This window comes from Pontibacter locisalis, assembly GCF_042684605.1.
In the GTDB taxonomy this organism is placed as follows: domain Bacteria; phylum Bacteroidota; class Bacteroidia; order Cytophagales; family Hymenobacteraceae; genus Pontibacter; species Pontibacter locisalis.
Genome location: NZ_JBHULU010000013.1, coordinates 39784 through 63885, shown reverse-complemented (window position 1 = coordinate 63885; position 24102 = coordinate 39784). Strand labels below are relative to the sequence as shown.

Below are 24102 nucleotides of genomic sequence, written 5' to 3'. Positions count from 1 at the left end.
ACCCTGAACGTGGGGCCTTACCTCAACTTAAGGCTTGGCCGTTAGGGGAAAGTAGTTGATGCAAAGCCATGTGGGCAAACCGGATGTGAAGGATTGCCACCTGTGGCGGTAAGAAACCCGAACATGCAAGAGTTTATCTATCTAAGACAGAGCACGCGGGTAAAGGACGCGAAAGTGCTCATGCTGAGCTGGCAGCCCTACATGGAAAACAAATTACTCCTCCCCTGCCTCCAAATAGTTGGCTAAGGCATCAAAATCCCTGTGGAAATGGTTCGATAATTCTATCCTTCGGTCTACATAGCAAACAGCAAAAAGCGGCTTAGACTACAGTTTAAGCCGCTTTTTCTTTTCCAGAGTAACAGAAAAGTAACAAAAAGGATTATAAAGCTGTTTCTCCCTCTGCTTTTATAAGATCAAACTATATTCGGCTACAGTCTCACGACCAACACCAGATTCTCTAAACAATTAGAAAATCAGATGTAACAAAGCTGAACTTTAGCATCTAAGGAGTACTGTAAAAGCTCTTTTAATTATTTATAGTATGATGGGCAGAACTCTATCAATCATTAAGTAAATTGGTGATAAATGCCGTCATTTAATCCTACTGTTAAACAGGTGCTAGCTCAATGGTATAATACTGCCTATTTGATGGCCATGCTGACTTATGTAATAATTTATCTTCTCTAACAAAGTACCCGCTTTATCTGGATTATTGAATGCCCATGCTAGGGCTCCCTTCACGCCACTTTGTACTTTGCTCCAAATAGGAGAAGGTTTCGCAGCCTCTGCTTTTGCAGCTTCCAATTTCTCAATCACCTCAATAGGCAGCTCCTGTCTTGGGAGCTCCTGTAAAAGATCTATCAGCTTTATAATAATGTCAGTGTTGGCCGCTTCATCTATGTGCTGCTGCTGACTATTACCGCTGCCTCCTAGCTGGACTTGCGTCTTCTGCATTTCTCCATAGTTGAAGAACTGGTTTATTTGAGGCGCTGGAGATGCATGCGTTATAGCCTCACATGACACCTCACTTGCTACCACAACTCCATTGACCTGATAATCCTTAATTTCAGTAATCCTAAATGCCTGGTCCTCATACCAGAGAGTATCATTGATTTGTATCTTGATAGAATAGGGAACACGGAACTTATCTTTATGTTTTAGGACCTTGAATGGGTTTCTTTTAAACAGATCTCCATGCTTCTGAAGCATAACCTGCTTACCGTTATCATCTACCAATTGCTCAAAATCCCTTAATTCAGCCTGTATCTTTTCCTCAGACATAAGTGTTTGATATAAGTTTAGAATCATTTTAGCGTAGCCTAATAGAAAGCACGGATAAATAGAACCCCGCCATTTATCAGGGATATTGTAGTCATCAAAATAAGCTCCGGTTTGAAAGTCCTCTAGCTGTACTTCCTCTGTAAATGCAATGGCATTTAATAATTCATCCTTTTTTGAGCCGTCACCTTGTTCACAGAGATGCCACAGTCGGGCATAATGCACAAAAAGTTTTTCCTCCTCGTCCTTCATGGCAAGAGGTATTTTATATAAGTTAGCTACAAGTGTAGTCAGTTGCTCATTTTGAGGAAGCAAAGTAGCCAGTTTAGTAAGGAAAACAACATCTAACCCTCTGTAAACTCTTCCTTTTCCAAATATCAGCGTTATCTGCGTGTTTAATTTATCTTCAGTCCAAACTCCTAGTTTTGCGATGGCATAAAGTAAAATGATGGTGTGAGTAACATCTTTCACTAATCCTGTCTGTGGGTGGAACGACAGCTCATTTTCCAGAAGATCCTTTAAATTTTCAATTAGACTGGCTCCAATCTCCCTATGCCTGCTACTGGCAATCAGGCATGCAGCAATTTTTTCCTGGACAGGGCTCTTGGAAAACTGCCGCGCAATGATTCTCGAGGCGCAGAAAGCATCCTCTCGTTTGAAGAAGTCGACAGCTCCCTCAATTTGGAGCTCTTGATGCTCTTGTAGCAGATGTACATAGATGGCGTCGGTGAGGTAAGCATCGGTGTCTGTGTAAGGGTTAAACCTCTGTCTCACGCAGAACCTGGCCAGCCTGATGACATGCTCAGTATTAAACGAATTCTCTGGTACCATTATATCCACCATAGGCGGTTTCGAATTCCAATGCTGGTGAACTGATTTATTGCCCGAAACTCATTGACGGTGTGAGCTAGATCCTTAGAGAAAGCAATTGTGGCAGGCAGGGTAGATAACGGAAATGTAGATTTGTAATTTAGCTTAGTAAGAGCCTGCATGTGGTATGCGGTGTCCCTAATGTCAAAATCATACTGTTCAGGCATAGTCTGAACCCTTACCCTTAGGATCACGGGAGTTCCCCGCACTGTTGTTTTGATTTGGGAGTAGCCTGAGGGGCAATAGTAAAGCTGTCTTTTATTTATAACAATGCCGCCTCCCCTGTGCTGGCTGCTATCTTTATTATTAGGATTAAATAATCTTACTGTGTGGCTATCTGCTATACTTACAAAATAGAGTATCGCATCTGGTATAACTTCGGTTACAGCATAGTATATACTATTCATTTCCTCCTTACTAAAAAGCTTGTTGTAATGAATATGTATCTTCTTTAGGGCTCCCTGTTCCCGCTGGGCCGCTAGAACAGCTTCTTGTATCAGCTGACCTACATTTTTGCCTCTTTTTTCAAAATCATACTTCTCCCCTTCTTCAAATGAGCTGCTATTGTAATAGGTTTGATGCCACTCCCCGTCAGATGAAAAAACGTTGACACATGCAAGTGTTCTTAGCAACTTAGTGCCTCCACCGGCCTCATTCTTACTAGAGTAAGACATACCCACAAAAAGATCTACATTAGGAAGCCTTTCCTTCGGATACAAAGTCCAGGGAGTATAGCCAGCTTTCACAAACAAGTCTAAAGCAAAGTTCCAGAGAGTAAATTGATTTACGTTCACTACTGTAGCCTCCCGTACACACTGGGATACAATTCCGCTATTGATCAATTTAGCCTGAACTACCGTCTTTGTGTAATTTTGATTGTTTGGTAGCTGATAAATAACTAAATCATGTTCATCCGAACTATTTAATGTTATTTTAGATAAGTCTACCCCAAAAGTCACATCATCAAAAGCCTGGTAGCTTATTTCAAGCGATGTGTGGAAATGCTTCTCAAAGCCATAATACCCTCCTACTCCGTTCTGAAGTAGGGAGGCGAATTGTTTTATTCTATCTGTAGCTGAAGCAGCATGGAAGAACAATACACGTATTGGTTTATGAGGTTTATCATACGCCCCAAACTGAGCCAACCCATCTTTAACCTTAATGCTTTTCTTGGAATCTTGTATAGAGTCAAATCGGAGGTTTGGTTCTGACTGGATGTAAATTTTTTGCTGGAAATCGCTTTGAGATGCCGGCTGCAGGTCTAGCGTTACACGAGTGTTGGCAATCTTACCATGAAGAGCTGATTGAATGGTCTTGGTTACTGCCAGGGATGTGGCTATGCGTTCATTTGATTTTAGAAGGGTCAGCTCCTTCAACTTTGCGCTAAGGTCTATAAAGCCCACTTTACCGTGCTCAGCTAACCATCCTACCATACCCTGCATTTGGCTAAGGGACAGGATTGGAATTATATCTGCTGCCTTTATTGGTAAATATTCATTACTTCCCAAGGCTCCATCCAGAACATCTTTTAAAAAGCTTTTCCTGCGCATCTTGCCATCCTTCGTCTTTGTGAAATAAAAGCACTCAAGGTCTTCGCGTTCCCTTAGCTTATCCATGCTAAATAACTGGCCAAAGGTTGCAGCTGACATTTGGTTCATAACCCTTAATGTCGGCTCCACCGAAAGGTAAAACTGCCCCTCAGAATAATGTATAGCGAAGCGGAAGGCCTGGCAAATTTGCAAATATTCTACATAACTGTTACCCAGGCTAGGATGAGATGTATCAGGAAGAATGACTTCGTTTACTTTGTCTTCTGAGAATCTTTTGGATAGTACGGCAAGACCGCTGTGCTGACTGAACTTGTGTCGGATGTATCGATAAAGAATTTGCTTGACTTTTTCATCATCAAAAGGAAGTTCTCTCAGTTGGGCATCATGTCTAATAGTAACTAGATTGGTCCTATCATAATAAGCGGCCTCTGGAAACTCGCCCTTCAATGCCTCTGGTAAGATGTACAGTTTTCTTGGAAAGGGTGATAAGTTGATTTTAAACAGATTAGTGATTTCATCCATTACTTCGACCATACCGGTGACAGAATTGGCTGGGACGTTTACTCGGAATGGTTTCGCGTTTTTACACCTTGGATACTGATTACAGCTTAGAAAATGCTGGTTATTCTTAGAGCTAAATTTCTTTATCATACGGCCAGAGCCGCATTTATCACATGATCCAAAGTCTTCAATACTTACGCTTTGTAAATTTGCCATTCCCAAGTTTTATAACCAGAATCAAATCCAAATTAGGCTAAGATAGTACAATTTTTCTTTCTTTAATATTGATTTGCCTTTAGATGCTAAGCATAGATAAATTAATATTATCTTGTGGTAATACTGGATTTATCTTTCTAATATTAATAGCTTGTAGAGGCCTATGGAACGCGCAAAAAAGCTTACCATTGAAGATGTTTTAAATTATGAAACAGGTGAGCGTATAGACGCTTATAGCTTTTTCCGAAAGCCGTTGGATGAGGTTACGGAGTTTCGGTCTGAGCTACAGAGGGCCATTGCTGGTTACCGGGATTCGCTGTTTGTCTGCTATTACTGTAAACAGATGATCAGGATCAGAGGCGGGAACTTTAGGGATAGCAGAAGGAAGAAGGACAGTTTTCACTTTGCACATCTGCAGGATAGTGCGGCCTGCCATATCAAAACCAATAACAGCTACTCAAAAGAGGAGGTGGAACGCATCAAGTACAATGGTGCGAAGGAAAGCGCCTTGCATATCAAATTAAAGGAACAGATTGCCTCATACCTGAATAAAAACAGCCTGTCTAAGAAAGAGGTATCAGACATTGAGGTGGAAAAAGTAGTGAAGAGCAGACTCATTGAGAGGGAGTGGCGGAAGCCTGACATTAACGCATTTTTCAAGGGGGAGCGCATGGCTATTGAGCTGCAGCTTTCTACCACCTGGTTAAGTGTGATCACTGGAAGGCAGCACTTCTACCGAGAACAAGGCTGTTACATTTTGTGGGTGTTCCACCAGTTTAATCTTGATGATGATATAAGAAAGCTTACCTACAATGATGTAATCTTTACTAACCACCAAAATGCCTACGTGTTTGATGCGGAATGCAGCTGGAGATCAGAACTTGAAAATGATCTTGTGCTAAAGTGTTACTATAAAAAATATTATCAGGAGGGACTTGAAATCAAAGATGCTTGGGAAATGGCCTATGTCACCTTATCAGATCTAACCTTTGATGCTACAAATTTCAAAGTATACTTTCACGATGCTAAAAAACAAAAGGGAGAGGTGGAGCTAGCCATCGGCAGGGAAAGAAAAAGAAGGGAGCTCCTTGAAAGGGAGCAAAAAATTGAAGCCGAGAAACTCCGGGCGGCGCAAGTCAGAATACAGGAGCAAAGAAAGGCTGAAGAGCAAAGAAATCTGGCTGAGTATACCAAGTTAAAAGGTACTGTATCAGAGCTGACTCAGCAGCTCACTGAGCTCCACCAAAAGAAAGAAAGCTTGGAGAGGAAGGCAATACGATTACAGGAAAGAATAGAAAACAGGGCACAGATTTTGTCAGATCTTGCGGCCTGTGCCGATAAAGCTTATGACTTCATAGCCGGCAAAAGTCCCTCAAACCCTTTCCATGGGAACCATGAATACGACCATTATGAAATGGTGAACTCATTGCGCTCGGAGTTTTTAGAATCTATAAAAGGGCTAGAGGCAACGCTTTCCCAATCATGCATAGAGAAGAGCTATTGGCACAATAAACAGGCTGGCCTTCCTACACTAGAGCAGATAACAATAGCGGGAGTAAGTTACCAAATTCTGCCTGGGGCAGATGAATACTTCCAGATGATAAGGTCACATTATGCTCAAGTCAAGTATATACCGAAGTCAGCTGTGGGAACGCTTTTCGAGGGGGCGGAACTACGGCCTGTGCTTTCCGAAGCCAACTTAGTGGAGGTCTTTACTAAGAGCAGCTTATTTCTCTTGGTTGAGCATGGTCAGGAAGTACTGACCTTTGCTGATAAAGTAGAGGCTTGCCAAAGAGCTATTTCTCAGATTAACGAGACGGAACTAGAGTTAAAGGTGCAACTGCAAGATAAGTTAAGACAAACTTTTGAAGCGGAGATAGCTGACTTTAGGCTTGCTAGGTTAAATAATGAAAGTAGTAGTGAAGCATTAGATGGTGAGATAACCATTTTGCAAACAGAGGTGGTTAGCCTGAATAGCATCTTGGATGATTTAAGAAGCTCCTTATAAAGCTCTTCCTTTCATTTTGTCAAGTTTAATAACAAAAAATTAGATATTAGATAGTTCGCTATATACGACCTGCACGCCATAGTAGAAGTACCTGCGGCAATCTTCTTTCTAGACAGAGTGAGGACTTCTTCAGAATGATTTGGGCTGTACAGGCCGATGATGCCCGCAACAGCAGTTCTAGGGGGACTGGGCTATGCAACCATGGGAGGCCTGTTTGCTGTTCGCCTATGTAAGAGGAGTCTGGAGTTCTTTAGAGACTGCCTATCAGCAGGAATTCTGTTCCCTCGTGTTTGACACACTGTCTGACCCAGAGGAGATTACTGCAGCTTTAGAACTAGTCTCTACACGTCTTAATGAATACGTAAATAGATTGCGTTAATTATATGGCCTATGCTGAATATTGAGATATGTGGTTATTCTCATAGTAATAAGAATCATATGGGCTTAATATTCTTTGCGCTATAAAGCCCATATGATTCAGGGATTATGTTCCTTTACAAATAATATGTTGTAAGTACCTCAATCATGAAAATAATTCATAATTACAAGACGAAGCTGTTTGGGTTAGCAGACGAAACAGGTATTATTATCGAACCTTGCTTCGAAACTATTGATAAAGTTGATGAAGGATACACCTGTGTTAAGAAAAATCGCTGGTATAAATATTTATCCAAGTACGGGCACAGTCATACTGTTTCAAATTATGAATACCTAAAGCACAAGAATGACGAACTTGGGAAGGTACTGTTTGAAGAATTTTATATCAATGAATGGATTTTTCTCGATTATTTCGGCAACCAGAAGCCGAGAGAAAAATTTGCTGTACTTGAGCCTTTTAGTTATGGTTTAGCAATTTCTGCAAAAATAGATAGTGGGTATGATAAGGTTGTTAAGGGTAAGGCTGATATTATGATCAATGAAGATGGTCAAATAGTATTTGATAGAAATGAAATGAGAGCAAATATCCTAGCAAGCAACATAAGCTATGTTCACTATAACTTGTCAAGAATTTCCTATAACAAGGTAGCTGTTGATGGGGAGTTCTATAGACCAGGGAAGGCGGCAGACTCAAGAGAAAACACATATCTATGGTCTTACAATATTGAGGGTAAATGTATAAAGTAGATGTACAAGTTTTTATATAAAGGTAAGTACGGGTTTTCAGATAAGGATGGAATAGTTTTTTATGAACCTCAATTTCAAAATGTATATAAGGTTATTGAAGGGTGGGCATGCCTCTCAGTAAACCCATGGCTTGTATACAGTTCTAATAAGCAATTCTACATTTCAAAAGAGAAGCCTTCATATTTCTCAGAAAGTATTGATAATGTATTTACGGATACAAATGCTTTAATTAAGTATGAAGAAAAGGAATTTATAGAATGGACTTTTTTAGACGATCATGGAAATAAAATTAATAGTAGCGGCTTAGGCTTTGTAGAGCCCTTCCATTACGGACTTGCTATCAGTTATAACATAATTGACTACTTTAAAAATCAACTTCTTATTGATGAAAAGGGAGAAATTAGATTTGAAATTGATTTCTTCAAAAAGATGATCGGCTATGATTTCAAGCAATATTTTATTGAAAGATACTTATTTAACTTGATCGGAATTGTTACCATTGACGAGAGCAGGAAACGATATGAGCACCTTTTTCAATATATATCAGACTTCAGCTTCAAATTAGTTAAATCTGGACGATATAATTCAGATAAGTCATTCTATTACAGAAACCCGAAGGGTATACAGTTTTATAAAAATATAGTTAATCAAAAATAACTGTTCTTCTAAGTAGAGATTAAGAGGCTTTTTTGGAAGCAGCCAGTCTGAAACTTGTGAAACTGGCTGGTTTAAGCTTTAGAATCAAACTCATAGGCTACCTCACAGGCCTTACAAAGCCTCTTCTCAGGGAAGTACTCAGCTATATCACATCGGCCACTCGTCATCTGAAAAATTCCAGCCCACGGCTAGGACATTCTTCAAGCAATTATCTAGTTCAATTGATCAATCATAGATATTATTATCAATTCTTTGACTACCTTCATTCGCAGCCTTTATATGGCACAACTGAGCTATATACAGTCCATTGTTGTTAAGAATCGGTGGTCACACCCCGGAAATGCACATTCATCCCCTGACCTAACACAAAGCAGTCTTAATGTTTCTTTACTCGGAGGTTTTGTTGACATTTTCAGATTGTAAATTGATGTTATCAAAATAGCTACCACTCCAGCTTTAGAGAAAAAGAAGACATGGTCATAGACAAGGAATCAAATGTGGTCTACTTCTCTGACTTGATCCAGACTGGTAACAACTACAAGAATGCTTTTGAAAGAGTGCGGCCAGTTCTGGAAAAGCACCAAATTGACTACCGATTCCTAAAGGAGACAAAGGACATCTGGTGCCGGGACTACTTACCTATTCAGAAGGGGGAAAACAACTTTGTGCAGTTTCGCTACGAACCTTCCTACCTGAAAGAAGAACTCGAGCTACAGTCTGACCCTTCTCTAGTCCTTCCTGCAAATAATATCAAAGCCAGGTTCTCCGGTATCAACCTGGACGGTGGCAATGTGATCAGATGGTCAGACAAAGTGATCATGACCAGCCGGATCTTTGCAGAGAACACGGGAGCTGACAAGAATGAGTTGCTTCGTGAACTGAAAGACCTGCTGGAAGTGGACGTGCTACTCATTCCTGACATTAGAGAGGACATGACCGGGCATGCAGACGGGCATCTGCGCTTTGTTGACAACAAAACAGTTCTGGTAAACCAGCTTAATAACGAGTACAAGTACTGGCGGGAAGGCTTCCTTAAAATGATTAGGCAAGCAGGGCTTAATTATGTGGAAATGCCTTGGTTTACGCACAAAGACAAATTGCACAAAAACACAGCCATTGGCAGCTATGTAAATTATTTGGAGATTGGTAACCTGATTATCTTCCCCATTTTTGATTTGCCTGGCAATCTGGATACTAGAGCAGTAGAGACAATCAAAGCGGTTTTTCCTGACAGGATCATTGAAACCGTGAACATCAACGAGATAGCAAGCGAAGGTGGCCTTCTCAACTGTGTCTCCTGGACTATAAAGGAAAATAACTCAAATACGAGCCAACAGTAGGCCAGGTGTCTACCTTATTCTCCTGTTCTCGCTACACCTGTTCAGGCAAGACTGAAAGTAAGCCGGAACCTGAACATGTTCTATACCCAAAATGGTAGCAAGGTAGATGCACCACCACCGTAAACGGGGTTCGATGTGGTTACCCAAATTCCCTCAAATAGGAGGATTAATCTGTTGTTTTTGATTTTTGTTTCCTGCAAAACTACCAGCACCTTCTTTACCACTGCTTATAATGAACTTGATCAAGATATATTGATCCCAGATATAGGCTCCGTCCACTGCTCTTTAGAGAATTAGGTGAATTCTCTCATAAACGAGCAGAAGCTCCTTTGATCTCATCACACTAACAATGGTTTTACATCCATGTGGTATTAACACCCCCTTCTCCTACCTGGCCGCCCCCATGGCTTCTCTAAAGACTCAAGAATCTCTGACCTGTAGAAATATATCCTGCCGCCTTTACGATGGTAGGGGATCATACCTCTCTTCCTCCAGTTGAGAAGCGTTACACTGGTGATGCGAAGAAGAGCACATGCCTCATCCGTGTTGATAGGGTCTTCTTTGCCATTTTCCAAGGTCGGCTTCTGCTCTTGCCTTGAGACACTTAACAGCTCAACGACGCGCCGGGCGATAGCCTCAATGGCCTCTTCCGCTTTCATTTGGAATAGAAACTGGTTCTCCATAGTCAAAAAAATAATAATAAAACACAATAACTATCTTTACAATATATATAGATTATGTTATACTTGTAAAAGAAATTTTAACTACCCCTATGAAAACATCCTTTCGCCTCCTGTTAACCCTCCTTCTCCTTAGTTCCTGTACCTCCAGAGAAGAGCTGGCTGTCACTCGCTTTCAGGCAGCGGGCGGAGAAGTCGCCGCCGTTCTGTACTCCGAGGATTTCCTTAACCCGGACGGACTGGTGGGGAGGACCATCGAGCTCAGGTACCAGGATAGCGAGAAAATTGAATGGGAGCTGCACACCGCCCACTACAGTGATTCTGTTCAGCTCAAAATGCTGGAGGGGGACGGGCAGTCTTTCCTCATTGCCGAGGACAGCACGGGCTACTCGGCCTGGAACCTGCAGGGCAAGCGCGTGGCCGCGGTGAGCGGCATCGGGGACAGCGGGAATAAAGGAGAATCCGGCACTGCAAGAGACTACATGGCCCATGCAGCACTCACCAAACAAAAGTGGGCAAGGGTACTGGGGCTAAGGGCCGCAGAGAACTTAAAAATAACAGCCATTCACTGGCAATAAGCGAAGACCTGGATGAACAGCATGAAAAAGCTTTCCCTGTACCTTCTGCCCTTGTTGTTGGCCCTCTCGGCCATGGTGGCTGTAAATGAGTACGCCAGAGGCACTGTCAGCAGCGCAGGCTTAAAGGGGCAAACTAAGATGAACTCCGCCGTTGCCACGCCCGATGCCTGCACCTGGAACTGCTACAATGACACGGGCTACTGCAAGCGGCACCACGTGAAGCTGGTAAGCGGCTACTTCGGCTTTATCGATCCGCTTTACTTCGGCATGATCCGCGCTTTGATGTCGACGGGCGACTACGGCGTGGCAAACCTGCTCTTCCTGGTGGCCCTCTGGCCAATGCTCATGTCTTACCTGCTCATAAAGCCGCTGCTGATCCAGCTCCAAATTAACAAACTAAAGAAGCGCCATGGTTAAGATATTAACATACCTGGTGGAGCTCGTTTTCAACTACTGCACGGACTTCATGATCAACCTGGCAAACCTCACGCACCTCTCCTACTATGAGGTGAACGCGCTGATCTTCTGCCTCATCTGGCCCCTGCTCACTGCTGGCCTGCTCTTGCTGCTCTTCGTGCAGAAAGTAAGGTTAAGGCAGTACAAGAAAGTGAACCGCAACAGTTCGCCTGCACCAAAGGAAACCGTTGCAATGTAGAAGATGGTCTCACCTAATAATAAAATATAGATAAATTCTTAAGAGGATTTATTGCAGTACAACAATGAATTCGGCTCCTGATTAGCCTGAGACAGTTTTAATAAAAAAACAAGTTTACAAAGAGTAAACAGATCAGCTAAGAGTCAAAAGCCTGACTCACTAAAATAAAAGCAAAGAACAACTATGGAACGCAAACTACAGATCACAGGCAAGGGCAAACTCTCCGTCTCACCTGATATTGCCATCCTTTCTTTCGATGCTGAGGCACATGAGTGGGAATACGAGAAGGCGGTAAATGCGCTTAACAACAAAGTAGAGGAGCTACGCTCTATCATTGAGAAAGAAGGCATTGAACGGAAGAGTCTGAAGACAAAAGACTTCAGGGTCCGGAAAGAAACCACCTGGAGCAAGAAAACAGAGAAGAGCGAGTTCAATGGGTTCTCTGCCTCGCATAGCCTAGAGTTAGAAATTCCATTGGATAAAGGGATCATCAATAGCCTACTGAACCAGGTGGCAAAGCGACTAGACAATCTGGACTTCAGTATCTCCTTTGGCGTGAAGGATGCGACTCAGCACCAACAGCAGCTCATCTTGCAGGCCATTTCCAAAGCCAAGGAAAACGCCACACTTATAGCCGGGGCCACAGGTGTCCAACTGAAGGAGATTATGGACATCGATTACTCCTACCGAGAGCTGACTATTCGCTCACGACGCTACGACTACGCAGTTTATGAATCAGAAATGCTGATGTCCACTGCCGATGCCGCTCCTGACTTCGAACCGGATGATATAGATGTTGCAGAGACGGTGACAATTACCTGGAGAATAGAGTAAGTTCCTTATACTATTTCATTTTTCTTTATGTACTTTCTTACTGAACAAGATCCGAACTACACTGTCAAAGGCTCAAGAGACCCACTGGGTTTCCAGGTACTGTGGCAAGCTGCTGGCAGAACAATGATACCACATATATCCACTGTGTCTAATAGTGTGAAAGACTTTCAAATCTTATGCATTGCACATTACCTAAAAGAAAGATTTGATATTGATGACGCAAACTTTGAATCGTTCTTTATTCGGTTAGAACAAGTGATGGCCTATACCCGATATGAACGTGATAAAGAAGAAGGATTCAACGGCATAGACAAAGTTAGAAGGGTTTATGAAAACTCAAACAAAGAACTAAAGGTCTCTAGTAGCCTTTCTGATCAGATACTGTCTAATCAAAAAGCCTATGGAATCTGGGGTAAATATACACGCCCTTTTAGCGACATGCATTTTACCTCAGACAGCTCTTTTATAGAAGTCTTCGAGTCAAAAATTGAAAGAAATAATGAGTTTATAAAACAGGTTTCTAAACTGAAAAAGAAAGAGAAAGATCAGACATCCGTTATCTCAAAAGGGAAACTTCGCTTCTTTTATGATCTACTAGAGAAACCTGAGCAAACAGAAAAAGAACTATTTACTACAAAATTGCTAGATGATACGTGTAATAAGGAGCTCTTTCAAATGTTCGCTTCTAACAAAGAGCTGCTGAACCTTTCATTTTATGATTTACTGCAGGCTCTTTCTAGTAGGACTAACAACGATAAGCTTCAATATGCTTTACAACTGATTTATAACACAGAAAAAGTACTAAGTCCACTAAACAGAGTTTTCAGGTATTTGCAAACACAGTCATTCTGGAAGCAAGAAGAAATCGAAAAGAACAGTTTCATTGATTCCTGTCGAATAGAAGTAGATACCACATTACTTGATGATACTCCGAAACAACTTGCTTCTCTTCTAAAAAACGATTCTAACTGGGAGCTAGTGGTAGGCTTAACCAGACGCAATGAAGAGGTTTCACTAAAAAGAGGCTCTGCTCCATGGATTCAACAAAATGCCGCAGGAATTGAGGTTAACCATTTTGAGGGTGCCTCATTTTCCAGGAACTACGATCCTACCCTCCACAACGACAATTACTATTTTTTAAACACCTATGTTTCACTATTTAAACAACTAGACAACTGATGGAACATCATGTTTTAAGGGAGAAAATAAAGGAGCAAATTGGTGATAGAAAAGTAGTAGCGGCCTTATTCTACACCTTCAACTTTGACCCTAAGTTTTTTGAAAATTATGTTATGCCTCTGTTTGTGTCGGGCAAAAACTTTGGGGACGAGGCTATTTTTAATAAAATCATGTGGCGCACATGCCTGAAAGAAAATATAGTCCCTCCTGTTACTGTCTATTGTGATTACTTTGCCAAAAACAATACGGAGGCTCCATCTCTTGCTTATACCATAAACTGTATTAAAACACCTTGTAAAAAAGGGAAAATCACCAATTTTCATCCTAAGCAAATTTTAATTTTAGTTGAAGACCAGAATAAAATCAGGAAATTAATTTGCCTGATAGGTTCAGGTAATTTAACACCTTCAGGTTGGTGTGATAACCATGAGTGTTTCTCAATATTGGAAATTCAACCAAACAAAAGATACCCTAATAAGACAACAAAAAACATTATTCAGGAAATCATTCATAATACTGCACAATTATCTGATAGCAAAACATTTTCAGATGCTGAAACAGAAATCTATGAATTCCTTAGGTATGTTACTATAACCGAAACCTATTTTCACAGTTTAAATAACTCTTTTAAGGACTTTCTCGAAAATAAAATCTTCTCACAGGATACAGTTGCTGAAGTAGAAATAATCTCTCCTTTCTATAGCCCGAATACTGATTTATTTGAATATCTCATCAATAAAGGAGTTTCCAAAGTTAAAGGGTTGCTCCCTATGCTCAAGGATAGCGAAATAAGTATCGAGAGGGAAGCTTTTGTCTCTTACATGGATAAGGGCTATTTGTGGAGTAGCTGGAGTGATAATAAACTAAATACAGAGGTAAGAAACAACCACTCTAAGATCTACCGCTTCTATGGCAGAAAAAAAGTATATACCATAGTTGGCTCAGTTAACTTTACTATGCCTGCCTGGAACCAGTTCTATGCTGATAAGAACGAGGCTAATATAGAAGCTGCCATACTGTATGAGTCTAAAAAAGACGAAGTAAGGTTACTAAAAGAATATACCCATCTTAACCCAGACAATTTCAGATTCATCCTAAAAGATGACTTAGAGAATCAGACGGAATTTTATCTAGATAGACAAGCTCCAGAGATTGAGTTTACAATAAATTGGAGAGACAGAGCATTAATTGTAAGTGCTCCCAAAAACATTAAAGAAACGTGTTCCTTTAAATCTATACTAAATCAAGAGGTTGTTCAGAATAGAAAGCAAACCTACACATTAGGTGAGGCAGATGTAAAGCTACTCACTAAAAATTCTTTAATAGAAGTTCTTCAAACTACCGACACAAAAGTAGTCACCTATTACTACTATCCACACCAGCTTAATTTTGAAAGCAAGCCTTTGGACTTTAAGCTTGATGCTGCAACTATTATAAAATATTGGAACTACCTGTCTGACGACATAAAGGCAGAAAGCCTTACAAGAGAGTTAGCAGTAAGGTCAACAGATGAGTCTGGTGTTGTTGATGAAGAACGATTGGAACAAATTTCGTTGCTGAACGAAATGGCTGCTAATTTCAATGGTCTCATCAAGTTAGAGCGGTACCTATTTCCTTCGCACTCATTAAAGCAGGCAGAAAAGAAGCCTCAGTTTGACAGGCTTAAATATTACCTTCTAAGTGAGAACATTGACACCCTCCCCTATTATTTTGAAGAGCTAAAAACTCAGGTTGAAGAGGGTAAAAAGTACAAAAGCTTTTATTGGATGATTTTACAAATACTCATCCACAACTTTTATAAAAAAGCTTATAAGTGGCAGTACAAAAGTGGCCTCAAAGACGACTGGGAGCCCTTCAAACAGGCTGTCCTTCGACAAAGCAAGAACCTGCAACAGCATGCAAAAAAGGCAGCTGAGAACATACCAGGTTTAGATGCAAAACAGAAGTGGGTGGTGGATCAACTTGTGAAGAACTATGATTAATCTAAAGAGCAAGTATGCTGGGATACTTCAGCTAAAGACAAACGAATCCATAGCGGATGAGATCGCCTCGAGACAATTGAGTGTTATTGAAAAGGCCTATGACTATCTCTCTCAAGAAAACAATAACATCATTTACATAGCAGATGAAGTAGGTTTAGGTAAAACTTATATTGCATTGGGAATTGCTTCGCTTTTCAGACACTTCAGCAAAGAGCCTCAAAAGCACAGAGACTTAATTATTGTACCAAAAAAAAACCTCCAGCAGAAGTGGCAGAAGGAAGCAAATAACTTCTTCAACAACAATTATTTACCTGAAGGTTTTCTTTTAAAACAATATTTGGCAGAAGCAGATCTGATTAAAGACAGGCTCTGCTGTATTAATAGCGATGATGTGATTTCTATCTTTAGAATGACTTCGTTCAGCAGCCTCTCATCAACCAGGAAGTCTGAATTTTTCAGTTACTTATGTGATAGTTTGTTTAGTGGTGATGTCTTCTGCACAAAAATACTTACAGAAGCAAAATCTTATGGTTATTTTAACCAAGGTCATGAGTCCACCTTGAGAAAGCTTATTGCTTACCTACTCAATATCAAATCTGAAAAAATCAATTGCTTGATTATTGATGAAGCACATAACTATAAACACGGACTAGGAACTGAAGACCATGATCACGCTATCAGAAACGAAGTGACTGCAAGGTTCCTTGGTGCGGTAAAGGACGAAAAACTACTTAAGCAGTTTCCTTCATTAAAAAATGAAATCAAGTTTCCTTTAGCGGAAAAAGTAGTATGTCTATCAGCGACCCCAAAGGATCGTAGCCTGCTAGAAATTAAAAATCAGTTCTCTTGCTTCACATCCAATCATACTTTGGTAAATGCTTTTACCCCAAAGGATGTAGAGCAGAAGTTGAAGACCTTTTTGATTCGTGGTAATATGGAATACAATATCTCAGATGCTACCATCTCCCGGAATCAATGTCGCTATGAGCACAGACAGGGAAACGTCAATAAGTCTGAAACTGCCGAACCACTCAATATTGAAGATGACTTTAACAGCGTGTTTTGGCAGCTCTTACAATACAAGTCGATAAAACATCTGAACCAAAAACATAACGCCTCATTCGAGATTGGTATGTTAGCAGGCTTCGAGAGCTACAGACTTGACTTAGATAAAGCAATAAAACCAACACAATGGGATGAAAACGGAGAAGAAATAACTGAAGGTAAGGAGTATGAGTACACTTCCAAAAGAAGTGAAAAAGTGAGCCATGATTTTAATGTTATAAAGAAGCTTTTAGAGTCTTATAGTACAACTTTTAAGGATATTCCGCCTCATCCAAAGCAAAGTAAACTGGAAGATGAAGTTATTAATCAACTTAAGCGACAGGAGAAATCACTCATTTTTGTAAGAAGGGTTGCAACCGCTCATGAATTGGAAAGAAGACTGACGCAGCGCTTTGAGAAAGAAGTAATCTTAGACTGTTATCTTAAATTTGATGGCAGGTATTTAAAGTATAACACATCAGAGGTAAAGAAACTCAAAGACAGATTTAGTGAAAGGTATATCAGCGAAAAATTACCGAACTTCTTTACTGTCCTCCAAAAGAGTAGCAAAATCAAGAAGCTCCTACTAATTAAGAATACGACAGAACAACAAAGTCTGGAATGGTTAAACTTTACTTTTGAAAGCTTGGAGGTTGACAGTCCCCTAAGAAACATAATCATTAAATTCATTGACAAAGGCAGCAAAGCTGTACCCAAAAAGCTAACAGAGCCCTTTGTGGAAGTGCTTGAAGATAGCTATCTAGATTGGCAAAATACACAAAATGCTAGTACAATGGAGGCCGAAGAAGATGACGATGATGAACCTGCAGGCAACTTCTTTAACAGCTACTTTAGAAAAGGACGCCCCGGCTATAATTTCAGACAGAAGCTCTACCGTGAAAATTGGTTTGAACTAAACCTGTTCCTACTAATTAATCATTATAAATTGATAGAATATGACCCTAATGAGCTGTCAACTGTACTACAGGGAGTACATATAAAGGAGGAAAGTAAGAAGAGTCAAATTTTTGAGAGCTATCAGCAGGCTTATAAAGGCTTCTTAATCTCGAATGGAATCATAGGCCCGTCGTCTACTCAGGTAGATAAGAAAGGGCTAGAAGAGCTTACTGTAGATACTTTCTTAACAAGTTTACTATTACAAGAGTGTAAAAGAGAATTTGATGATTGGGTGCACAAAAGGATGAGAAAACTTGATGTGGAACTGTTGACAAAAGACTTTGAAGTACTCGGCAGCATCTTGAAAAGTGTTTTTAGGAATGGGTCCGGTTTACTACCTGCTTTTGTTGCAGATGCAGCTGGTGGGGCCTTTGATGTTACATTAAGAGATCTCATCATTAAAGAAGATGCACCTTTTCATTTTGTGCTTAAGGAGATCAAAACAATTCTACTAGATTATGACCTTATCATAGGCACAATCTTTCAGGAAAGGGATTCTAAAAAGGTGTCCACAACATTGAGAGGTTTAACACCAGTGGTAGGCATAAGCGGACAGGCAAAAAGAGACAGAAGTATTGTTGCATCTCAGTTTAGAACTCCAGGTTATCCTTATGTGCTTGTCACTACTGATATATTCAAGGAAGGTGAAGATCTACATACCTACTGCCAAAATGTTTATCACTATGGTATCGCTTGGAACCCTAGTGATATGGAACAGAGAACAGGCAGAATTGACAGAATAAACTCGCTTAGCTATAGGAAGTTAAACAAAAATAAAGTGGTTGACTTTGACAATAAGATCCATGTTTTCTATCCTTACCTAAGTCAATCTGTTGAAGTGAACCAAGTAATAAGGCTGTTAGAGAACATCAATAAGTTTGTCAGAACATTTAATGATATTGAAGCCAATGTAAATTATAATAGCAGAGTTGAAGTTGACAGTGTTTTATCTGCTTTTGATATTCCTGAAGCCATAGCAGAGAAGCTTATCTCTAAATATAATGTTGTTAACTTCAAAGTATAATGTACAATTATACGAATGTCTTACTTTGAAAACGTGCTAATCATCTAAGTCAAATAATATTATATGTCTAAGTCACCTAAGTGGTTCTCAATTAATGTTAACGATTCTACATCGGATTACTATGAATCTTTTGAAGAGGCAGTACAAAATGATAGCATATACATTGTAAAGAGAGAATTTGCTGGTACTTCTCAATCGGGTAGTACATTTTACTACAGGTACTCTTTTTACACATCTGAAAATAAGAGAATCTTTCCAAATCTTAATGGCTGTAAGTTTTTAGAAGTTGGTGATGAAGGCTGGTCACCTGCTTCCTCCTACTATGAATTTGTTAATTTAAATGAGATAGGAAGGAAAAGAATCAGATGGATCTTCCCTTTTGCTTTATCCAATTCGGCAGGAACAGGCTGTGCAGTTACCGTAAGAGACAGTAAAGGAAAAATCGAAACTATTGGCTTAAAAAACTTCAGAGAAGACTTTTGGCCCTTCTTCAAAGAGCTATCAAGAACTGGTTGCTGGGATGAATTTATATTGTCAAACTTCTTAAATGTAATTAAGACTAAAGCAGAGTCTACAAAAAGAAATGTGACTAAATATGGTTACTCTAAAATAGAGTTTGCATTCGAAAATTGTAAATCATTTGGGTATGATGTTACTTATTATAAGAAGTCATTTGACAGAGATATAAAGCTCATGTCTATTGTCAGACCTTTATGTGAAGATATTTTTAGTACTGAGGTATTGATGAAGCAAGTTTCTTCTTTCTCTAAGATTGAAAGTATAATTGAATTCACAACTAATACTCTAGAAGGAAAAAAGCCTTGGAGGAGGTAATGCATTTTCTCCAGAGTAGGCTAAGTCAATACTAATTAACAGAAATTGCCTTCCAGCCCCAGCTATCTTTTTTCTTATTGTAGCTCAATAAGGCCTTACCAAATATTTGACTGTCACTGGACATATTCAATTCTTTAACGAGCTTTGGCTCGATAAAAATATCATCTACAAAGGCAAACTCCTGCCCTTCCTTCTTTCTAAGGTTGCCTTTAAATAGCCTTAGAATTGCATCATTTGGCTGCTGATTAGTCTTACCTGCAGTTAATAGTTTATATCGGTTTCCATCTCCATCATTACTAAGCCTTACTTCTACAACATCACCTATTTCAAGTGACTTAAAGAACCTATCATATTTAAAGAAACCGTGCTTTTTCTGATTTATAATGAAGTTGGCTATTTTCTTATCTGAATTCACAAATTCTATCACGGCTAACTCCGCAGGAGTATCTGCAAACAAGATGTTATCAGCTACAGCACTATGACCTCTGTAGAACTTCATGTTGTTTCTGAAAGGTTCAGCACTAGTATACCATTGCGCACTTTGCCACTGCTGTACCTTGTTAGAAACTTTCCAGCCATTAGAGACCCTGGTATCAACAATAATCTTGATTTCAGTTCTTGCCTCATTGTAAAAGCCTTTGCTGATAAAGTATGCGGCCAACTTCTCCCTTATTTTTGATAGAAAGTCTTCCTGTGTTCTGCATAGCATAGCACGGCACAAGCAAGCAATTCTTTTCTCTTCATCATCCTGAAAAATATCAGCCAGAAGATCCCAAACCCAAAAATCATTTCGCTTCTTCTTCGCAAATGGCAAGAAAGCAGATAAAACATTTTCAGAATCTCCGACAGCTAAAAGAATTTGAGCCTTGTAGTATGGAGGATACTGAAGCTCTGGATAAGAATCTATAACCTCATCTAATTTAACGAGAAACGCCCCCAGCTTAGGCTTGTCTCCAGAGTAACCCGATGTAAAAGGGTCTGCCTTATATCCTTCTAACAACTTCTTGGCATAAGCAATATAGGCCTGTTCTGCCAGAGCCATTACATTCTTCCCATTTGGTAGTGTTTCCTGCTGAAAGTCATCCTTCCCAAAACTATCCAGATTCCACCAATCTACTAACTCCACATAATCAAATCGGTCTTTAAAACTTTTATGAAAAGCTTTGAAGAGGAATGAGTATCCTTCAGAGGGTTTTGTGAAGTGAAAGCTTTGAACGATCTCAAATACGGGCTTTATTTTATTTATATCAATTTGTCTTTGATGAGCTAGCTGGTAAGACTCTCCTGCTATTGTTATTTGATCATTCTCCTTTAAGAGTTGATATATCATTTTACCAACTTGCCAGGCTGTATTATCAAAAACCATTTTTTCATCTTCCGGCAACTCTAGGTCTTTCAACTCCTTCAGATAGCTAATGAATGTATCATAAGATTCAGCAGAAGCATTCTGCTTTAACAGATCATAAAGCACCCAAGCCATTGAGCGTTTATTCCAGACATCATGAGGCTTTGCTTCAAGGTCCTGCTTTGCAAGACTATATGCTTCTTCTAGTTTACCAGATTGTCTTAAGCTTTTTACTTCGTTAAATGACATGTTCCTTTTGTGAATATTGGTTCAACACACTTTCAACATTTTCTAACAGAAGCTTGCTGTTACACTGCTTACTAAGAGGAAGAGCCCTACCAAAGAATCCATCTTGATTATACTCAAAGTCAACTACAGCTTTCTCATCTCCACGACTAAATCTGTACCTTTCCCTGTAGTTTAGATGTTCCACATCTTCTACCTGAATTTTTTTTGATCCTAATGATTCTTCCAAAGAATCGAAGAGGTTTATCAGGAATGGAGTAGACTCTTCTAACTCCCAGTCATGTTCAATTTTTGATAATATACCAGAAGCAGTATTTCTAGATACATTAAACTGATTTATGCTTCCTAGTAATGCTTGTACTTCATCGGCAAAAGCTGCAGAATTCGTTAATGAAGGAACTTGAGCGAACTTACCGTTGAACTCATTCTTCCCATTGATCCAAAACTTAAAGGTGGCATGATCAGCTTCTCTACCTACCGTATACCATACTTCATAGCCTTGTCGTTTATAGGAGGTTATCTCCATGTACTTCTTTCTCACAAGTGATCGCAGAATAACAAAGTGGTCCTGAATAGAAAGTGGTTGCTCTTGCAAATTAAATCCTGTGAGTGCAGTAAGCGCATCCGCATCTAATACAAAACTTTCATTTTTCACTGGCTTACCCGTTAAGCTTTCATAAGCATCCTGAACAGTAGTCGGTATAAAAATAAGATTAGAGTATGATGTAAAATAAGGTGGATTGATGCAGTATAAATCCTTCGAAGCACGTGTTATAGCTGTATAAGCCCATCTATAGAAGTCTGAATTGGTTTTACCTTTCAAGTTATGCTTCTGCTCTTTGAAATTAAAGCTCTCACCAGCCACTCTATCCCAAATAGTCAGAGCTGCATCCCATTCCCCACCCTGTGCCTTATGGCAAGTGACAGCATAGCCGTACTTCAATAGTAAGGAGTTGAAATATATGTCTGACTTAATAGCTTCCTTAAACTCCGGAGACTTTGGCTTAAGGTTTGGGTACCTATTTTTGAAATCGATGTATAGCGCCTGCTGTTCTATCGGCTTTAAAAAGTTGTCTCCTTCCAGATAGTTTTCCAGCATATAACCTCCCACTACCCTCTCACCACCTGCATCATCGGAGACCATGATTTCAATCCATCTCCAAGTCAGGGTAACTAGTTTCCTTTCTCCTCCTTTAGCATTTACAGGAATGTTTCTTGACTCTGTAGTAGGTGTGCTCTTTACAACTACCCCAAACTCTCCATTCATTAAATCCAAGCGGTAATTATTCCCGCCCATGATAATATGATCACCAGCCTGAATTGATAATCTGGCTCCGAATCTATCTTCTCTAATTTTCTGATTGATGTCAAGAGCAGTTTTATTCTTATAACAGATAATTATCTTCTGTCCTTTGATGGAATTGTAAGTGGATAAAAAGTCAGCAAAAGAAGGATTATGAATGTCTCTTCCGTTACTACGCAAATCAAAATCATTGAAGTAACCGGATGTTAAGCATTTGCGCAGTTTTGCAGCAGCTTTCAATATGCCGCTTTCACCACCCTGTCGTTTTACTTCCTTTATCTCAACAGAGCGGACGCTAACAGAAAATTTTTCGTTTAGATATTCTTCATCAAGTGCGGGTGAAAAGCTCATTCCAACCGGAGGAAGCTGGGCAGGATCACCTACAAAAATTATTTTGGCATTTGTATTAGGAAGGTTAACTCTGGAATATTCAATCAGATCTGTAAGCAAAAATCCTGAACCGAACCGGAAGAACTCACCTTTACTGTACACATCTGATACCATAGAAGCCTCATCTATGATATATACTTTGTTATTTATTTCTGTATTGTTCCTTAGCTTAAAGTAATAGATAAAGCTCTCCGCACCTTCTCCATCTAACTCTTTGATCTCATCAAGATCTTTAAAACTATAAATACATTTATGAATAGTAACAGCTTCTTTCAGCGTTTTCTGCTTGATTACCTTAGCTGCACGACCTGTTGGAGCCATCAAAGCATAACCTCGCTGTGTGGCTTCTAAATATTCTACCACTCCCTGCAAAAGTGTAGTCTTACCACTACCTGCATACCCTTTTAGAATAAACACATTTTCCTCACTCTTTAGAAATGCATCTACTTCATTGAGAGCATTAGCTTGATCTGTAGTAAGATTAATGTGTTGAAAGTGCGTAAAAATACTCATTACAATATGTTTGTTTTGGAGTTAGGATAAGACTGGTTCCTCAATCTTCATGAGGTTCGGTAGTTCTTCTTTTACTTTACCAATACATTCTTCTATACACAAGGAAATAGTATTAAAATCTTTTAAAGACTTAAAGCTTAAATATTCATGTTTCTTTTCATCAGAAACATATTCTTTTTCTTCAATCATAGAAGATCTATGGGACAACTCATTTCTATACCAACTTATATATTCAGCATACTTGAAGTTCAAAATTTTCTTCTCCCAATTAGGCTCATTATAATTATGCAGTTGAATAAAAAACTTTCTTTTCAATGAGTAATTTACCTTGGATGAGGTACCGTAAGGCAGGTAATTCTCTAATGCTTTAGTACGATATTTGGTTTTATGCCTTAATGCTCCACTTTCTGAAAGTTTGTTATAGTAAATGACTTTTTTTCCATAGCTCTCGAAAATATCCCCCCTATAATAGCACTCATCATCTTTATGAATATTAACAGTTGCAACAGAATTAAGCCACTGCTCTTTTAGCTCATCTGGTTTATACTTTTCAAAAATATAAAAGTATAGACTTAGGATCTCCTCCAATTGGTAATGAGCAAATCGACAGAATTCTTCAAAATCTGGGCAACCATCCTCATTATTCTTACCATACCTTGCACGCCACATTTGCACATTATCTATTTCTAACTGCTTCCTGGCCCTATCAAATTGTTCACCTATAAAAGAAAAATCTATTAATTTATTAACAGGGATATTTATTCTCAGATAAGAGATAATCCAATCGACATTCACTCCTATCTGTCCTAGTCCTTCGGCAGAAATATGAGGTAATCCCTGATCATTTGGTAAAAAATACTTACTGAACCTAGCCCCAAAGTCCTGTATAAACCAATCAAATTCATCCTTCCCCTGTGTAGCTGACAGAATGTTTTCAATAAAATCTAATAAGGACTTTAGGTTAGCTATGTTCTTCTCTGTTGGCTCCATCTG

Annotated in this window: 18 protein-coding genes and 1 pseudogene; 12 read left to right on the top strand and 7 right to left on the bottom strand. The window is 39.5% G+C overall.

The genetic code is table 11. From position 1 onward, the window contains the following. Positions 1–618: 618 nt before the first annotated feature. The 3 genes and pseudogenes from ACFSRY_RS10135 to ACFSRY_RS10125 form a co-directional block, all read right to left on the bottom strand. Positions 619–2121, bottom strand: a complete 1503-nt coding sequence (locus ACFSRY_RS10135) for a hypothetical protein (RefSeq protein ID WP_377506387.1) — start codon at positions 2119–2121, stop codon at positions 619–621. Beyond that, a complete protein-coding gene (locus tag ACFSRY_RS10130; RefSeq protein ID WP_377506390.1) occupies positions 2109–4232 on the bottom strand; it encodes a Piwi domain-containing protein in 2124 nt (707 codons plus the stop codon). Before ACFSRY_RS10130 ends, ACFSRY_RS10135 begins: the two co-directional genes overlap by 13 nt. 45 nt (positions 4233–4277) lie before the next feature. Further along, positions 4278–4415 (bottom strand): annotated as a pseudogene (locus ACFSRY_RS10125) (topoisomerase DNA-binding C4 zinc finger domain-containing protein); the annotation flags it as partial. A 163-nt stretch (positions 4416–4578) separates the two neighbouring features. Between ACFSRY_RS10125 and ACFSRY_RS10120 the strand changes: the two are divergent. The 4 genes from ACFSRY_RS10120 (at position 4579) to ACFSRY_RS10105 (ending at position 9545) form a co-directional block, all read left to right on the top strand. Beyond that, positions 4579–6423: a DUF6035 family protein gene (locus ACFSRY_RS10120; protein ID WP_377506384.1), complete on the top strand. Its 1845-nt coding sequence runs from the start codon at positions 4579–4581 to the stop codon at positions 6421–6423. A gap of 525 nt (positions 6424–6948) precedes the next feature. Beyond that, positions 6949–7548, top strand: coding sequence for a hypothetical protein (locus ACFSRY_RS10115; protein ID WP_377506381.1), 600 nt, complete (start codon positions 6949–6951; stop codon positions 7546–7548). Beyond that, on the top strand, positions 7549–8205 hold the full coding sequence (locus ACFSRY_RS10110; RefSeq protein WP_377506378.1) for a hypothetical protein: 657 nt from the start codon (positions 7549–7551) through the stop codon (positions 8203–8205). It abuts the gene before it with no gap. A gap of 473 nt (positions 8206–8678) precedes the next feature. After that, positions 8679–9545, top strand: a complete 867-nt coding sequence (locus ACFSRY_RS10105; protein ID WP_377506375.1) for an agmatine deiminase family protein — start codon at positions 8679–8681, stop codon at positions 9543–9545. Positions 9546–9916: 371 nt separating this feature from the next. On the opposite strand, the gene ACFSRY_RS10100 is transcribed toward ACFSRY_RS10105, so the two are convergent. Then, positions 9917–10228, bottom strand: coding sequence for a helix-turn-helix domain-containing protein (locus ACFSRY_RS10100; protein WP_377506371.1), 312 nt, complete (start codon positions 10226–10228; stop codon positions 9917–9919). Positions 10229–10467: 239 nt separating this feature from the next. Here ACFSRY_RS10100 and ACFSRY_RS10095 point away from each other — a divergent pair, with 239 nt between their 5' ends. The 8 genes from ACFSRY_RS10095 to ACFSRY_RS10060 all read left to right on the top strand — a co-directional run bounded on the left by ACFSRY_RS10095 (position 10468) and on the right by ACFSRY_RS10060 (position 19312). After that, entirely contained in the window at positions 10468–10803 is a 336-nt protein-coding gene (locus ACFSRY_RS10095) for a hypothetical protein (protein WP_377506367.1), read from the top strand. Positions 10804–10824: 21 nt separating this feature from the next. Beyond that, positions 10825–11220, top strand: coding sequence for a hypothetical protein (locus ACFSRY_RS10090; RefSeq protein WP_377506364.1), 396 nt, complete (start codon positions 10825–10827; stop codon positions 11218–11220). Then, positions 11213–11458, top strand: a complete 246-nt coding sequence (locus ACFSRY_RS10085; RefSeq protein WP_377506361.1) for a hypothetical protein — start codon at positions 11213–11215, stop codon at positions 11456–11458. The genes ACFSRY_RS10090 and ACFSRY_RS10085 overlap by 8 nt, the downstream gene beginning before the upstream one ends. A 183-nt stretch (positions 11459–11641) precedes the next feature. Next, entirely contained in the window at positions 11642–12292 is a 651-nt protein-coding gene (locus ACFSRY_RS10080; RefSeq protein ID WP_377506358.1) for an SIMPL domain-containing protein, read from the top strand. A 156-nt stretch (positions 12293–12448) separates the two neighbouring features. Further along, a complete protein-coding gene (locus ACFSRY_RS10075) occupies positions 12449–13471 on the top strand; it encodes a hypothetical protein (RefSeq protein ID WP_377506355.1) in 1023 nt (340 codons plus the stop codon). Next, a complete protein-coding gene (locus ACFSRY_RS10070; RefSeq protein WP_377506352.1) occupies positions 13471–15453 on the top strand; it encodes a hypothetical protein in 1983 nt (660 codons plus the stop codon). Before ACFSRY_RS10075 ends, ACFSRY_RS10070 begins: the two co-directional genes overlap by 1 nt. Next, positions 15446–18478 (top strand): helicase-related protein, encoded by a 3033-nt coding sequence (locus tag ACFSRY_RS10065; RefSeq protein ID WP_377506349.1) that lies wholly within the window; start codon positions 15446–15448, stop codon positions 18476–18478. Before ACFSRY_RS10070 ends, ACFSRY_RS10065 begins: the two co-directional genes overlap by 8 nt. Before the next feature lie 63 nt (positions 18479–18541). Continuing rightward, positions 18542–19312: a hypothetical protein gene (locus tag ACFSRY_RS10060; protein ID WP_377506346.1), complete on the top strand. Its 771-nt coding sequence runs from the start codon at positions 18542–18544 to the stop codon at positions 19310–19312. A 31-nt stretch (positions 19313–19343) separates the two neighbouring features. Here ACFSRY_RS10060 and ACFSRY_RS10055 read toward each other — a convergent pair whose 3' ends face one another. The 3 genes from ACFSRY_RS10055 to ACFSRY_RS10045 are packed head-to-tail and all read right to left on the bottom strand — an operon-like array spanning position 19344 to position 24099. Then, positions 19344–20906: a DUF7017 domain-containing protein gene (locus ACFSRY_RS10055; RefSeq protein WP_377506343.1), complete on the bottom strand. Its 1563-nt coding sequence runs from the start codon at positions 20904–20906 to the stop codon at positions 19344–19346. Beyond that, the gene (locus ACFSRY_RS10050; RefSeq protein ID WP_377506340.1) at positions 20896–23109 is read right to left on the bottom strand and encodes an ATP-dependent DNA helicase; all 2214 of its coding nucleotides are present in this window, start codon (positions 23107–23109) and stop codon (positions 20896–20898) included. Before ACFSRY_RS10050 ends, ACFSRY_RS10055 begins: the two co-directional genes overlap by 11 nt. 21 nt (positions 23110–23130) lie before the next feature. Then, positions 23131–24099 (bottom strand): hypothetical protein, encoded by a 969-nt coding sequence (locus ACFSRY_RS10045; RefSeq protein ID WP_377506337.1) that lies wholly within the window; start codon positions 24097–24099, stop codon positions 23131–23133. Positions 24100–24102 lie beyond the last annotated feature (3 nt).

Coding starts and splice junctions, on each gene's coding strand:
- ACFSRY_RS10100 (WP_377506371.1), bottom strand. CDS start 10,228: ATGGAGAACCAGTTTCTATTCCAAATGAAAGCGGAAGAGGCCATTGAG.
- ACFSRY_RS10120 (WP_377506384.1), top strand. CDS start 4,579: ATGGAACGCGCAAAAAAGCTTACCATTGAAGATGTTTTAAATTATGAA.
- ACFSRY_RS10045 (WP_377506337.1), bottom strand. CDS start 24,099: ATGGAGCCAACAGAGAAGAACATAGCTAACCTAAAGTCCTTATTAGAT.
- ACFSRY_RS10105 (WP_377506375.1), top strand. CDS start 8,679: ATGGTCATAGACAAGGAATCAAATGTGGTCTACTTCTCTGACTTGATC.
- ACFSRY_RS10050 (WP_377506340.1), bottom strand. CDS start 23,109: ATGAGTATTTTTACGCACTTTCAACACATTAATCTTACTACAGATCAA.
- ACFSRY_RS10065 (WP_377506349.1), top strand. CDS start 15,446: ATGATTAATCTAAAGAGCAAGTATGCTGGGATACTTCAGCTAAAGACA.
- ACFSRY_RS10080 (WP_377506358.1), top strand. CDS start 11,642: ATGGAACGCAAACTACAGATCACAGGCAAGGGCAAACTCTCCGTCTCA.
- ACFSRY_RS10110 (WP_377506378.1), top strand. CDS start 7,549: ATGTACAAGTTTTTATATAAAGGTAAGTACGGGTTTTCAGATAAGGAT.
- ACFSRY_RS10130 (WP_377506390.1), bottom strand. CDS start 4,232: ATGGTCGAAGTAATGGATGAAATCACTAATCTGTTTAAAATCAACTTA.
- ACFSRY_RS10070 (WP_377506352.1), top strand. CDS start 13,471: ATGGAACATCATGTTTTAAGGGAGAAAATAAAGGAGCAAATTGGTGAT.
- ACFSRY_RS10055 (WP_377506343.1), bottom strand. CDS start 20,906: ATGTCATTTAACGAAGTAAAAAGCTTAAGACAATCTGGTAAACTAGAA.
- ACFSRY_RS10085 (WP_377506361.1), top strand. CDS start 11,213: ATGGTTAAGATATTAACATACCTGGTGGAGCTCGTTTTCAACTACTGC.
- ACFSRY_RS10090 (WP_377506364.1), top strand. CDS start 10,825: ATGAAAAAGCTTTCCCTGTACCTTCTGCCCTTGTTGTTGGCCCTCTCG.
- ACFSRY_RS10060 (WP_377506346.1), top strand. CDS start 18,542: ATGTCTAAGTCACCTAAGTGGTTCTCAATTAATGTTAACGATTCTACA.
- ACFSRY_RS10115 (WP_377506381.1), top strand. CDS start 6,949: ATGAAAATAATTCATAATTACAAGACGAAGCTGTTTGGGTTAGCAGAC.
- ACFSRY_RS10135 (WP_377506387.1), bottom strand. CDS start 2,121: ATGGTGGATATAATGGTACCAGAGAATTCGTTTAATACTGAGCATGTC.